This is a genomic window from Candidatus Eisenbacteria bacterium (assembly GCA_035577985.1).
Classification (GTDB): domain Bacteria; phylum Desulfobacterota; class Binatia; order DP-6; family DP-6; genus DATJZY01.
In genome coordinates this window covers 1-13,161 of record DATJZY010000096.1, presented here as the reverse complement: position 1 = coordinate 13,161, position 13,161 = coordinate 1, and the positions used below count along the sequence as shown (strand labels likewise).

The following is a 13,161-nucleotide window of genomic DNA, read 5'->3' as shown; positions in this document are numbered from 1 at the left end:
CGCGTGGTGGAAAAAAGGGAAAGACACGGTCGCAGGGGCGTCGCCGGCGTCGTGGCGTTGTGGCGAATCGGCATGCGCGACGTGGAGTCGCGAGGTCGGGGGGCAAGGTGGAGGCGCCTGCGAAGCGGCGCGACGAAATGTGGGGCCGCGGCGCTACGTGTGTGTTGTCGCGCGGCGGAGCCGAAGCCGAAGCCTTGCCTCCCGACCTCGCGGACCCAAGACCGCCACTACCGCCAACCCTACCGCGCCGCGACGACGGGCGGCGGACCCTGCGGCCGGTTCGATCTCATACCGCGCGGCCGGAACGCGCTCCGCAGCTCGCGTTTGCGCAGGCGCACGGTCTCCGGCGTCACCTCGACGAGCTCGTCGTCGTCGATCCAGGCGAGGCCCTCCTCGAGACCCATGGCGCGATGCGGAACCAGGCGGACGGCTTCGTCGTGGCCGGAGGCGCGCATGTTGGTGAGCTTCTTCTCGCGGCAGACGTTCACCTCGAGGTCGACGTCGCGCGAGTACTCGCCCACGACCATGCCCTCGTAGACGGGCGTGCCCGAGGGGACGAAGAGGACGCCGCGCTCCTGGAGGTGGAAGAGCGCGTAGGGCGTTGCAATGCCCTCACGGTCGGAGACCATCGCGCCGTTCGTGCGCGCCGGGATGGCGCCGTGCCACGGCGCCCAGCCGTCGAACAGTGTGTTCATGGTGGCCGTGCCGCGGGTCTCGGTGAGGAAGTGCGAGCGGAAGCCGATGAGCCCGCGCGACGGAACGCGGAACTCGATCCGGACGCGCCCGCCGCCGGTGTGGTCCATCTTCGCCATGACGCCGCGGCGGACGCCGAGGAGCTGCGTGACGACGCCGACGTAGTCCTCGGGCGTGTCGACGACCAGCAGCTCGACCGGCTCCTCGACGACTCCGTCCCGCTCGCGCACGACCACGGTCGGCTTCGAGACCTGCAGCTCGAAGCCCTCGCGTCGCATCGTCTCGATGAGGACGGCGAGCTGCAGCTCACCGCGCCCCACGACACGGAACGTGTCGGTCGAGTCGGTCTCCTCGACGCGGATGCTGACGTTGCGCAACGACTCCTGCGCGAGACGCTCGCGCACCTGGCGCGACGTGACGCGGGTGCCCTCGCGGCCGGCCCACGGGCTCGTGTTGGCGCCGAAGAACATCGCAATGGTGGGCTCGTCGACGCGGATCGGCGGCAGTGCGCGCGGCTGCTCGCGATCGGCCACCGTGTCGCCGATCGCGATGTCGTCGATCCCCGCGATGCACACGATGTCGCCCGACTCGGCGCGCTCCACCTCGACGCGCTTCAACCCCTTCCAACCGTAGAGCCGCGTGATCTTACAGGGCACCTGCGCGCCGCTCGGCCGGCACAGGGTGTACTGCCCGCCCGCGACCAGCGATCCCGCGCGCACGCGGCCGATCGCGAGGCGGCCGACGTAGTCGTCGTAGGCGAGGTTGTTCGCCTGGAACTGCGTCGGCTCGTTCGGCGCCTGGATCGGGCCGGGCAGGGTGTCGAGGATCGTCTCGAACAGGGGCCGGAGATCCGTCCCGGGCTTGGCGAGATCGCCCGTCGCCGTCCCCGCCTTGGCGACGGCGTACACGATGGGGAAGCCGAGCTGCTCCTCGGTCGCCCCGAGGTCGATGAAGAGGCCGTAGATCTCGTCGAGAACCTCGGCGGGCCGCGCGTCGGCGCGGTCGATCTTGTTGAGGACGACCACCGGCTCGAGGCCGAGCTCGAGCGCCTTGCCGAGCACGAAGCGCGTCTGGGGCAGGGGGCCCTCCGACGCGTCGACCAGGAGCAGGACGCCGTCGACCATCGCCAGGGTGCGCTCGACCTCGCCGCCGAAGTCGGCGTGCCCCGGCGTGTCGACGATGTTGATGCGCACGCCGTTCCACACCACGCTCGTGTTCTTGGCGAGGATCGTGATACCGCGCTCGCGCTCGAGCACGTTCGAGTCCATCACCCGCTCGGCGACCTGCTCGTTGGCGCGGAAGACGCCGCTCTGGTGCAACATGCCGTCGACGAGGGTCGTCTTCCCGTGGTCGACGTGGGCGATGATGGCGATGTTGCGGACGTCGGTCCGGCGCTCCGACATGAAGCCGCCCACTCTGGCCGGCCCGCGCGGACGCGTCAACCGGCCGCGCGCGTTTCAGGCCGCGCGCGGGACGGCGGAGGCGCCGCTCAGCGGGAGGCGCACCGTGAAGGTCGAGCCCTGGCCCGCGACGCTGGAGACGACGACGCTGCCGCCGAGCTGTTGGGCGAAGCGGCGGACGAGATAGAGGCCGAGACCGGAGCCGCCGTAGCGGCGCGTCTCGGAGCCGTCGGCCTGGCGGAACTTCTCGAAGATCGCCTCCTGATCCTCAGGCCGGATCCCGACGCCGGTGTCCTGGATCACGATCGAGAGGGCGCCGCGGTCGATCGTCGTCTCGGCGCGGACGTGGCCGCGCTCGGTGAACTTGAGAGCGTTGCCGACGAGGTTTCGCACGATGATGGTGAGCTTGCGCGGATCGGTGCGGATGACGACGTCGGGAACCGGCGACTCCCACTCGAGGGCGACCGACTCGGGCTTGCGGAGGTGGGCACAGTCACGCCCGAGCTCCCGCCAGAAGACGGTGAAGTGGACGTTCTCGTAGCGGACCTCGTCGCGTCCGGCGTCGATGCGTCCGATCTCGAGCGTCGATTCGATCAGCTCCAGGAGCTGGAAGCCGTTCTGTTGCGTGCGATCGAAGAGCTGCTGCTTCTCCTCGGTGGGCAGGTCGGGGTCGCGGACCATCTCGAGGTAGCCGAGCATGACGTTGAGCGGCGTGCGCAGCTCGTGGGAGATCGTCGACACGAATTCCGAGCGCAGGCGGCTCGCCGTCTCGAGCTCGTCGTAGAGCCGGGCGTTCGTGAGGGCGACGGCGGCCATCTGCGCGACGCCGCGGGCGATCTGCAGACGGGCGTGGCCGGTGCTCGCGTCCCCGCTCGCGAAGCCGAAGACGAGCATGCCGAGGAGCGCCTGCTCGCGCTGCACCGCCACGAAGAGCGTGTGCGGCTGATCGCTCACGCCCGCGACGGTCGGGAGCACGACCGTGGGGGATGGGCCGGCGATCGCGCCGTTGCGTGCGAGCATGTCGCAGAACACCTCGTCGACGCCGTCGACCCGGGCATGGCCGTCGAGACCGCCGGCCGTCATCGCGCTCGACACGGTTGCGACGACGCGAAAGGTGAGTGGCTCGGCGTCCAAAAGGCACAGGGCGACGGCGTCGGCGCCGGTCAGACGCTGGCAGAGGTCGGTCACGAGCGCGACCAGCTCGGGCAGTGCGAGGGTGCTGTTCAGCAGCCGGCCCGCGTCGATCAGCAGCTCGCGCTGGTGGGCGAGCGAAGCCACGCGCTCGCGCTCGTAGAAGACGGCGCGCCGGTGGCGATCGAGCACGAAGGCGCCGGTGATCGACGCGGTCACGGCGAAGGTGAGGCTGAGGCCGACGTTGTAGACACGCGTCGTCGCGAAGATGGGAAGCGGCAGCACCGCCAGGTAGCCGGCCGCACTGTAGAGCGAAACGGCCGCCTGGGTGCGGGCGCTCCACGGGAACACCATCGGGCTCAACACCATCGCGCCGCTCACGATCGAGACGAGCACGTCCATGTCGTCGGCCGACAGCGAGAGGGACCAGAAGAGCGAGGTGTTGATGGCGCAGAGCATGAGCGCGGCCAGCACGTCGGCGCGGCGCTGGGTCGTTTTCAGCGCGCAACCCACCAGCGTCAGCAAGCAGATGCCCGCCTGCACGGCGTGCGTCACGAGCCGCTCCTCGACGCGGGTCGAGAAGACGAGAGGGTTCAGCGCGGCCGAGATCCCGATAGGGATCAGCGCGCACGCGCACGCGCCCCGGAGCCGCCGGAGCGTCACCGCCCGGAGGTCGGCTTCGTAGGCGGCCTGCAGCGCCGGATCGGCGGCGTAGCCGTCCCGTTCTGGAAGCACCGACGAAGCGTTGACGAACGGTGTCACGGATGCGTCACTCGTGTTCGAACGGGCGAGCGTTGACCCCTTGGGACCACCCAGCGCCCCCACCGTAGAGCAAGGCGGGTGCCACGCGGGGTGGGCGGCCCGCGCGATCAGCGCTCGGCGGCGCGCCAGCGGGCGAGGCTGTCGGCGATCTCGGTGCGGGCGCGCTCCAGGAGCGCGGCGCGATTCTCGCCGGGCGCCCGGTCGATCGGCGCGCCGATGTGGACGCGCACGCGCGTCCCGAACGGCACCGGAAGGTAGTTGTGACGCAGGAGCTTCCAGGACTGGTCGATCGCCACCGGGACGATCGGCGTCTGCGGTGCCTCCTCGAGCAGCGCCATCGTCCCGGCCGGCTTGAACGGCCCGAGCGAGCCGTGGCGGGCTCGTGTGCCTTCCGGGAAGATCATCGCCGAGCATGCTCCGGCGGCCACGCGTCGTCCCAGCTCGCGAATCCCCGCCACCGCCGTCGGCGCATCGCCGCGATCGATCAGGACGTGGCCGCCGACCCGCAGGTTGAACGAGACCGTCGGGATCCAGTGCCCGAGCGACCGCTTCGAGATGTACTTCGGGAAGTTCGAGAAGAAGAGCGAGCCCAGGATGGCGATGTCGAACATGCTCTGGTGGTTCGACACGATGATGTACGGCGTCCAGCGCGCGACCTCCGGCGAGCGCTCGACGGCGAGCCGTGTGCCGCAGATGCCGAACGTCCGCACGAGCACCCATTGGACGGCGCCCGCGACGTACTCCTGCGGCCGCGTGCCGAACAGGTACGCGACCCGCTGCGCCACGTCGAAGACGACCATGACGGCGCCGAACACGGGCAGGAACACGATCGTCGTCAGCCACGAGAGGAAGGCGTGCGCCGGCGACATCAGGCTCGCGCGCGGCGGATCGCTTCGTTGGCGAGGAGGTCGCAGCGCTCGTTCTCGGGGTGTCCCGCGTGACCCCGGAGCCAGTGCCAGCGGACCGCGTGACGTTGCGCGAGCGCGTCCAGCTCCTGCCAGAGGTCGGTGTTCTTCACGGCCTTCTTGTCGGCGGTTCGCCAGCCGTTGCGCTTCCAGCGCACGATCCACTCGGCCATGCCGTTGCGCAGGTATTGCGAGTCGGTGTGGAGATCGACCTCGGCCGGCTCGCCGAGCGCGCGCAGGCCCTCGACCGCCGCGCGGAGCTCCATACGGTTGTTCGTGGTCGCGGGCTCGTAGCCCGAGAGCTCGCGGCGCGTGTCGCCCTCGACGATGAGCGCGGCCCAACCGCCGGGACCCGGGTTCCCGAGGCACGCACCGTCCGTGTAGACCGTCACTCGCCGCATCGAGCGCCGCTCTCGTAGCCGAGGCGGCCGCGCTTGTCACGGTCGTCGTAGCTCGCGCCGGGCCCGGGCTCGCGCTATGGTCGATGCATGGCCGACGCACCGGTCACGCTCGAGGGGTGGTACACGCTGCACGAGATGTTCGCCGTCGACTGGGGACGGTGGAACGCCCTCACCGCGGCCGAGCGGGCGAGCGTGCTCGAGGAGGCAGGCGGCGTGCTCGAGCGCCTCGCGTCGGGGGGCGAGGGCCACACGGCGAGCTACGCGTTGATCTCCCAGAAGGGCGATCTGTGCCTGCTACACTTCCGCCGCACGGTGGATGCCCTGCGCGAGGCCGAGCTCGGGTGGGCGCGCACGCGCCTGCGGGGGTTCCTCGTCCCCACCTATTCGTACCTGGCGGTCATCGAGCTCGGCACGTACGAGCTCATGGGGCACGCCACCGCCGTCGTGAAGAAGCGGGGCCTCGAGCCGGGGAGCGCCGGCTTCGACGAGGCCGTCAAGGCCGAGATGGAGAAGATGGCCCGCCCGCGCCTGTTCCCCGAGGTGCCGCCGCGCCGCTACCTCTGCTTCTATCCGATGTCGAAGCGGCGCGGGGAGCAGGTGAACTGGTACGATCTCCCCGGAGCGGAGCGCGCCGGGTTCATGCGCGGGCACGGTGAGATCGGACGCAAGTACGCCGGGCAGGTGCTGCAGATCATCCAGGGCTCGGTCGGGCTCGACGACTGGGAGTGGGGCGTGTCGCTCTTCGCGGACGATCCCGTCGTGTTCAAGAAGCTGATCTACGAGATGCGCTTCGATCCGGCGAGCTCGCGGTTCGCGCTCTTCGGCCCCTTCTACGTGGGCATCCGCTGTGCGCCCGCCGACCTCGCGAAGGCGCTGGGCGGGACGAGCTGAAGCGCACAGTTGTGCCACGGCGGGCGTGCGGGCGCCCGGGCAGCGTGCCACACGCGCACTCCGAAGGCGCCTTCGCCTAGATTCCGCGCGGGTTTTTCGCGCCGGTGGGCCTTGGCTCCCCGATTGCTCTCTCGGCGCTCGCGATGATGGATGGCCTTCTCCCGCTGGTGCCGCCCCACGAGCTCACGGCGCGCTGGCGCGCGCTGCGGGCTTCCGATCCACGCCTCACCATCACCGAGGTCGCGACCCGGCTCGACGTGAGCGAGGCCGAGCTCGTCGCTTCGCTGTGCGGCGACGGCATCCTCCGCCTGGTTGGACCGTACGGCGATCTCGTGCGATCGCTGCCGTCGCTCGGCACCGTGCGCGCCGTCACGCGGAACGCGCACGCGTCCATCGAAACGCTCGGCATCTATCCCGCACCCGACGCGGGCTGTGCGGGCGCCGTCGGGGAGATCGGCGCCCGTTTTCTTCTCGATCAATGGCGGTACGGCTATGCCCTCGACGACGTCGACACGCAGGGCCTGCACCGCAGCTTGCGGTTCTTCGACGATCGCGGCGATCCAGTGCACGAGATCTTCGCCGGCGCCGACACGAGCCAGACGCAGCTCGGGCGCCTGATCGATCTCTTCGCCTGCTTCGACCAGTCGCAGGGCCAGGAGATCGCCCGGCCGAGCCTGCTCGCCCGGCGGGCGGCGTGCGACGCGGGGCTGTCGCTCCGGCGCGTCGATTCGGCCCGGCCCGTCGGCCGCACGGCGCTGTCCGCGGTGCTCGAGGTCGTCTTCGGCGATGCCGTGCCGGTGTCGATCGCGGTCCGCAGCCTGGGCGTGGTGCAGCGCTACTCGGGGCTGCTGCACGAGGCCGACGTCGTCGGAGACGTCTGCCGGCTGCGGGCCCCGCGGGTTCGCATCCAGGTGCGCACCGATCGCATCGTCGAGGCCTGGGTGGTGCGCACGCCGTCGCTCGATGGTCCCACGCTCTCGCTCGAGCTGCTCGATGCCCGCGCGGCGAGCATCGTGAGCCTCTCCGGCGCCCGCTGGCCGGGTCAGCCCGAGCCGCTCGCCTGGCGTGAAGCGCTGGACGGCCTGGCGACCGCCGCCTAGGCATGCCGCGGCCGGCTGAAGCCGGCGCGGCACGCGTGGGACGCGCGGTGAGGTTTCCGCGGCGGTTCAGCCCTTCTTTTGTCCCGGGTGTCCCGCGTCAGCGAGCGCGCGACGCACGCGCTCGATCGGCCCGGCGAGCTGGTGCTCGGTGGCCAGTCGCTCCAGCCGGCGTGGATGCGCCGGCGCGCGCGGCAGCACGAGCGACCGCCGCGGCAGGTCGACGTCGGCGACCGGCGGTACGACACGCCGGGCCGCCGCGAGGTACTCGCGACCCGCGTCGATGCGCCGGGCGACGGCCGGGGCGAGATCGGTCGCCAGCAGGATCGCGTCGAGCGAGCCGTAGCGCTGCACCAGCGCGGCGGCCGTCTTCTCGCCGATCCCGGCCACGCCCGGCAGGCCGTCCGACGGATCGCCGCGCAGGAGCGCGAACTCGAGGTAGGCGCGGCCGGGTATGCCGTAGCGCCTGGTGATCTCGGCCTCGTCGACCCGGGCGAGCGTCGTCACACCGCGCAGCGGGTAGAGCACGACGACATCCGGGTCGCGCACGAGCGCGAAGCAGTCGCGGTCGCCGGAGACGATGGCGACGGGGGCCTTCGGCCGTGCCGCGAGCGTCGCGATCACGTCCTCGGCCTCGAAGCCCTCCGCCCCGACGACCGCGAAGCCGAGCGCGTCGAGCACTTCGCGTCCCAGCTCCTCCTGCGGACCGACGGGATCTTCCTCGCCTTCCTCGTCCGCGACCCGGTGCGCCTTGTACGACGGCAGGGCGTCGACGCGGAAGGCCGGGCGCCAGTCGTCGTCGACGCAGATCGCGAGCTCGTCCGGTCGCTGATCCGTGATCAGGCGCGCCAGCATGTTGAGGAAGCCGTGCACGCCCTGCATCGGCAGGCTCTCCGGGAGCGAGTGATAGGCGCGGTAGAGCAGGCTCGAGTAGTCGATCAGGAGGCGCATCTTGGCGGATTGAATCGACCGGCCGCACGCCGCACGGACCGGCTGGGCCCGGAAGCGTCGCGCCGGCGTCGGGCCTCGTGCTAGCAAGTCGTCAGGAGGCGATGCAATGGAGCCGCTGCTGCCGTTTCCGGTCGCGCCCGTGTCGAACGGCGAATGGTGCCCGCTCCCGATCACCGAGATCCAGCGGCTCGCCGCGCGGCGCATCGTCGAGGAGACGGCGCGGCGCGCCAGGCGTCTCGGCATGACCCGCGCACGGTTCCTGCGTACGGCGGCGGGGACGGCGACGGCGTTCATGGTCCTCTCCGAGGTCTGGGGCCGCGACACCTGGGGCGACGCCGCCGTCCTGCCCGTCCGTCGCGAGCACTGTGACGATCCCGCGGCGGGACGAGAGCTCCTCGACCGGAAGTACTTCGTGATGGACGTGCAGACGCATCACGTCGACCTGAACCTCCCGAACCCCGAGCAGTGGTGCGGCCTGCGCTTCCTCGAGACGCAGCTCTCGTGCGCCGAGCGGGCGCAGCACCTGGGGCAGCTCAACTTCGTGAAGGAGCTCTTCGTCGACAGCGAGACCGACGTCGGCGTGATCAGCGGCGTTCCCGCCGGCATCCTGCTCGGGCCCGACGGCATGGCCGCGACGCGCGACTTCGTGAACGGGCTCGCGGGCTCCGAGCGGGCGCTGTCGCAGGTCGTCTGCGATCCCACGTTCCCCGCGAGCGCGCCCACGTCGATCGCGAACATCGAGCGGCAGGTGAAGGAGCTCGGTGGCAAGGCGCTCAAGTGCTACACGTACAGCGGCGCCTGGTGGCTCGACTCGGACGTCGGCTCCCGCATGATCGACGAGGCGCGCCGCCACGGCATCCGCCTCGTGAACGTGCACAAGGGCCTGCCGAACCAGCTCGTGCAGCACAGCGAAGAGTACGTGCGGACGACCGATATCCCCGGCGCCGTACGGCAGTTCCCCGACATGAAGTTCTGCGCCTATCACTCCGGGTACTTCCAGACCGCCGCCGAGAACAGCGAGTTCCTCTCGATCCTGGCGCAGATGTCGAAGAAGGAGCGCCGCCGCGTCTACGCCGAGATCGGCAGCTCGTTCGCCATCACGCTCCTCTTCGGCGGTCCGGACGGCGCCGCGCACTTCATCGGCCGGTTGCTGAAGATCCTCGGGCCGCGCAACATCCTGTGGGGCACCGATGCCATCTGGTGGGGCTCGCCGCAGTTCCTGATCGACGCCTTCAAGACGATGCAGATCCCGGGCGATCTGCGCGAGAAGTACGGCTACCCGCAGCTGACGGAGAAGGTGAAACGCCGCATCCTCGGTCTCAACGCGGCGAAGCTCTACGGCGTCGACCCGCGCGAGCGACGCTGCACGCTCGCGGCCGATCGTCTGGCGCAGGTGCAGGCCGAGCAGGGCGGTCACCGCGCCGGCCGCACGTTCCGGACCTACGGGCCACGGACGCGCCGCGAGTTCCTCGCCTTCTGGCGCCGCGAGCAGGCGGCGCGCGGGTAGACCTACGCCGCCGCGCTCGCGCGGCGATCGGGCAGCAGGCACGAATGAATGCTCTGCTCGCCCGGGATCTCCCCCGCGAGGAGACGGATCGCGTGCTCGGCCTCCTCGAGTGCGAAGTCGTGCGTGTGCATCTTCTCGACCGGGATGCGGCCGGCCTCGATCAGCCGGATCGCCGCCTCGTAGCCCGACGACATCACGCCGAAGGCGCCCATGAGGCGCAGCTCCTTCACGACGATGAGATCGCTCACGAAGTCCGGGACGGCCTTGAAGCCCTTCACGCCGGCGAGCACGATGCGGCCGCCGAAGGCGGCGTAGTGGAGCGCTTCCGCCACCGGCACCGGCGAGTTGGCCGACACCTCGACGACCACGTCGGCGCCGCGTCCGCCCGTCAGCTCCTTCACGCGGCGGTTCGCGTCCTCGCACTCGACGTCGATCACGTGGTCGGCGCCGAGCTCGCGCGCGAGGGCGAGCTTCGCGGCGTCGCGCGTGAGCCCCGTCACGATGATGGCGTCGGCGCCCGCCGCGCGCGCCGCGACGACGCTCGCGAGACCGCGCTGGCCGGGGCCGAGCACGAGGACCGTGTCGCCGGGGCCCGTGTCGGGCAGCTCGACCGCCCAGCGGAATCCCGCGCCGAGCGGGTTGAACATGACCGCGGTCGAGGCGGGGAGATCCTTCCGCATCTCGTGCACCAGCGAGAACGGATCCAGGTACATGAAGTCCGCGTACGCGCCCCACACGCCGGGCGGGTGCGTCACCGGCACGTAGCCATGCGCGAACATGCCGCCGCGACCGCGACAGAGATTGTAGCGCCCCGCGACGCACGCGCGGCAGCGCCCGCACGGGATCGGGGTCTCGACCGCGACGCGATCGCCGACGTCGACGCCCCAGCGCTTGGCCGCGCGGTCGCCGATGCGCTCGATCACGCCGAGCGGCTCGTGGCCGGGGACGACCGGATACTGCACGGGGATCGTGCCCGTGTACTGCTCGGCGTCGCTCCCGCAGATGCCGCACGCCTCGATGCGCAGGAGCGCGCTCTCGTCGTCGATCTCCGGTAGCGGCAGCTCGCGCAGCTCGAGCTGGCGCGGCCCGGTCTGGACGATCGCGCGCGTCGTGCGGGGCATCCCCCTCGTGCTACACGGAGACCGCGATGGCGAACAAGGTCCTCATCCTCTCCGCCTCGGCCGGCGCCGGCCACGTGCGCGCCGCGCAGGCGCTCGAGCGGGCCTTCCAGCGGTCGGGCGCCGTGAAGGAGATCCACCACGTCGACGCGCTCGAGTTCACGAACAAGGTCTTCCGCACGCTCTACTCGAAGACCTACATCGAGATGGTCGACCGGGCGCCCGAGGTTCTCGGCTGGCTCTACGACGCCCTCGACAGCCCGTGGGAGAAGGAGCGGCGGCGGCTCGCGTGGGACAAGCTCAACACCCGCCCGTTCGTCCGCATGCTGGAGCGCGAGCAGCCCGACCTCATCGTCTGCACGCACTTCCTGCCCGCCGAGATGGTGTCGTGGATGAAGGCGAAGCACCGTCTGGCCTGTCCGCAGACGATCGTCGTCACCGACTTCGACGTGCACGCCATGTGGCTCTGCCACCACTACGAGCACTACTTCGTCGCGCTGGACGAGACGCGCGAGCACATGATCCGGCTCGGCATCCCGGCCGAGAAGGTGTCGACGACCGGCATCCCGATCGATCCGCTGTTCGCCGAGGCGAAGGACAAGGCCGCGATGCGGAAGAAGCTCGACCTCGCGACGAACAAGACGACGATCCTGCTGTCGGCCGGCGGCTTCGGTGTGGGACCGATCGAGCACATCGTGACGACGCTCTTCGGGCTCGAGCATCCGGCGCAGATCGTCGCCATCTGCGGTCGCAACGCCGAGCTGAAGGCGCGCATGGAGGGGCTCGCCGCCGATCCGCGCTGCCGGCCGGGCCTGCTCCATCCGATCGGCTACACGACCGAGATGGACGCGTACATGTCGGCCTCCGACGTGCTGGTCGGGAAGCCCGGCGGTCTGACGACGTCGGAAGCGCTGGCGAAGGGCCTCATCATCCTGATCGTGAATCCGATCCCCGGCCAGGAGGAGCGGAACTCCGACCACCTGCTCGAAGAGGGCGCCGCGATCCGCTGCAACAACCTGCCGGTGCTCGCCTACAAGCTGGACCGCCTGCTCGACGACGCCCCCCGGCTCGCCCGCATGCGCGAGGCGGTCGGGCGGCTCGCGCGCCCGCACGCGGCGCGCGACGTCGTCCGCATCTCGCTCGCCGTCGCCGAGCGCGCGGCGCGGCCCGCGGCGCCCGAGCGGTCGCGAGCCTGAAGCTCACGCGAGCGGCGGGGCGTCGGGACGGCTGAAGCGGCGGAAGAAGCGCCACATCTCCTCCGACGCGTCGATCACGCTGGTCGCGGGGCCGAGCAGCAGGCTCCGCCAGGTGTCCTCTGCGCCGGGCCACACGTGCCCGGGTCCGGTGAGCGTCCACAGCACGACCTCCGTGCCGTCTCGGCACGGGCCGTACGTCGTGCGGACGGCCGTGTGGTGGCTCGCATCCTCGCGCGGCGGGTCCTCGCTCGGCGTCCGTGGGCAGCCGTCGTGGTCGGTCCAGGTGCGGATCGTCGCAGCGACGGGCGGGTACGGTTCGTTGCCGAGCGGCGGGAAGCTCGATCCCGCGCCGCCCCCGAACGGCACGCGCTCGTCGCTACGGCTGTGGACGTGCATGACGGGCGTGGGGCGGTCGGACGCGAAGCCCGTCTCCATGAACGGTCCAGCGACCGACGCGACCGCGGCGAAGCGCTCGGGCGCATCGGCCGCGAGGCGATGCGCCATCATGCCGCCGTTCGAGAGGCCGGTCGCGTAGACGCGGGTGTGATCGACCGGAATGCGCCGCGCGAGATCCTCGAGGAGCGCCACCACGAAGCCGACGTCGTCCACCTCGTGTGTGCGCGCCCAGCCGCAGCAGCCGGAGGCGTTCCACGTTCGCCCGATGCCCGGAAGCGGGCCCGTCCCCTGCGGCTCGACGGCGAGGAAGCCTTCGCGATCGGCGAGGCGATCGAAGCGCGACCACGCACGCTGTCCCGCGCCCGAGCGCCACGCGCCGTGGAAGTCGAGCACCACGGGAAGGGGCGCGCCGCCCGAGGCCGCCGGCGGAACGTGGACGAGATACGAGCGCCGCCGTCCCTGATGCTCGAGCACGATCTCGTGATCCCCCGCGCCCAGCGTGACGCCCGGCGCATCCGGCGCACGAACGAGGTCGCCACCAACCAGCACAAACGCGAGTCCCACGACCGACACTACGCCAATCGCCCACCCGGCGCGCACGCCGGCCACCGTACCAACAAGTCTATGGCGAGGCACACGACGCAGCGGCCGTGCGGATCGTGAGTTCGACTCGGCGGGGCGGGTGCCCGGGGGGTGCAGCGCCGAGCGATTAT

Annotated in this window: 11 protein-coding genes; 4 read left to right on the top strand and 7 right to left on the bottom strand. The window is 71.1% G+C overall.

The window, feature by feature from the left end; translation table 11 throughout:
• Positions 1 to 239: 239 nt before the first annotated feature.
• The 4 genes from typA to rnhA all read right to left on the bottom strand — a co-directional run bounded on the left by typA (position 240) and on the right by rnhA (position 5,292).
• Positions 240 to 2,096 (bottom strand): translational GTPase TypA, encoded by a 1,857-nt coding sequence (typA, locus tag VMS22_13500; GenBank protein HXJ35042.1) that lies wholly within the window; start codon positions 2,094 to 2,096, stop codon positions 240 to 242.
• 54 nt (positions 2,097 to 2,150) lie between these two features.
• Positions 2,151 to 3,986: a GAF domain-containing sensor histidine kinase gene (locus tag VMS22_13495; GenBank protein HXJ35041.1), complete on the bottom strand. Its 1,836-nt coding sequence runs from the start codon at positions 3,984 to 3,986 to the stop codon at positions 2,151 to 2,153.
• Positions 3,987 to 4,093: 107 nt separating this feature from the next.
• The gene (locus VMS22_13490) at positions 4,094 to 4,855 is read right to left on the bottom strand and encodes a lysophospholipid acyltransferase family protein (GenBank protein HXJ35040.1); all 762 of its coding nucleotides are present in this window, start codon (positions 4,853 to 4,855) and stop codon (positions 4,094 to 4,096) included.
• Positions 4,855 to 5,292, bottom strand: coding sequence for a ribonuclease HI (rnhA, locus tag VMS22_13485; GenBank protein HXJ35039.1), 438 nt, complete (start codon positions 5,290 to 5,292; stop codon positions 4,855 to 4,857). The genes VMS22_13490 and rnhA overlap by 1 nt, the downstream gene beginning before the upstream one ends.
• An 87-nt stretch (positions 5,293 to 5,379) precedes the next feature.
• Between rnhA and hemQ the strand changes: the two genes are divergently transcribed.
• Positions 5,380 to 6,183, top strand: a complete 804-nt coding sequence (gene hemQ / locus VMS22_13480) for a hydrogen peroxide-dependent heme synthase (GenBank protein HXJ35038.1) — start codon at positions 5,380 to 5,382, stop codon at positions 6,181 to 6,183.
• Positions 6,184 to 6,329: 146 nt separating this feature from the next.
• Positions 6,330 to 7,283: a ChuX/HutX family heme-like substrate-binding protein gene (locus VMS22_13475; protein HXJ35037.1), complete on the top strand. Its 954-nt coding sequence runs from the start codon at positions 6,330 to 6,332 to the stop codon at positions 7,281 to 7,283.
• A gap of 66 nt (positions 7,284 to 7,349) precedes the next feature.
• Here the strand turns inward: VMS22_13475 and VMS22_13470 are convergent, their stop codons facing one another.
• A complete protein-coding gene (locus VMS22_13470) occupies positions 7,350 to 8,231 on the bottom strand; it encodes a 5'-3' exonuclease (protein ID HXJ35036.1) in 882 nt (293 codons plus the stop codon).
• 106 nt (positions 8,232 to 8,337) lie between these two features.
• Here VMS22_13470 and VMS22_13465 point away from each other — a divergent pair, with 106 nt between their 5' ends.
• Positions 8,338 to 9,738, top strand: a complete 1,401-nt coding sequence (locus tag VMS22_13465) for an amidohydrolase family protein (GenBank protein HXJ35035.1) — start codon at positions 8,338 to 8,340, stop codon at positions 9,736 to 9,738.
• Between the two features lie 2 nt (positions 9,739 to 9,740).
• Here the strand turns inward: VMS22_13465 and VMS22_13460 are convergent, their stop codons facing one another.
• A complete protein-coding gene (locus VMS22_13460) occupies positions 9,741 to 10,859 on the bottom strand; it encodes a zinc-binding dehydrogenase (GenBank protein ID HXJ35034.1) in 1,119 nt (372 codons plus the stop codon).
• Positions 10,860 to 10,885: 26 nt separating this feature from the next.
• On the opposite strand from VMS22_13460, the gene VMS22_13455 reads away from it, so the two are divergent.
• Complete coding sequence (locus VMS22_13455) at positions 10,886 to 12,052, top strand: glycosyltransferase (GenBank protein HXJ35033.1); 1,167 nt, start codon at positions 10,886 to 10,888, stop codon at positions 12,050 to 12,052.
• A gap of 3 nt (positions 12,053 to 12,055) precedes the next feature.
• Here the strand turns inward: VMS22_13455 and VMS22_13450 are convergent, their stop codons facing one another.
• Complete coding sequence (locus VMS22_13450) at positions 12,056 to 13,012, bottom strand: PHB depolymerase family esterase (GenBank protein ID HXJ35032.1); 957 nt, start codon at positions 13,010 to 13,012, stop codon at positions 12,056 to 12,058.
• Between the last annotated feature and the right edge of the window lie 149 nt (positions 13,013 to 13,161).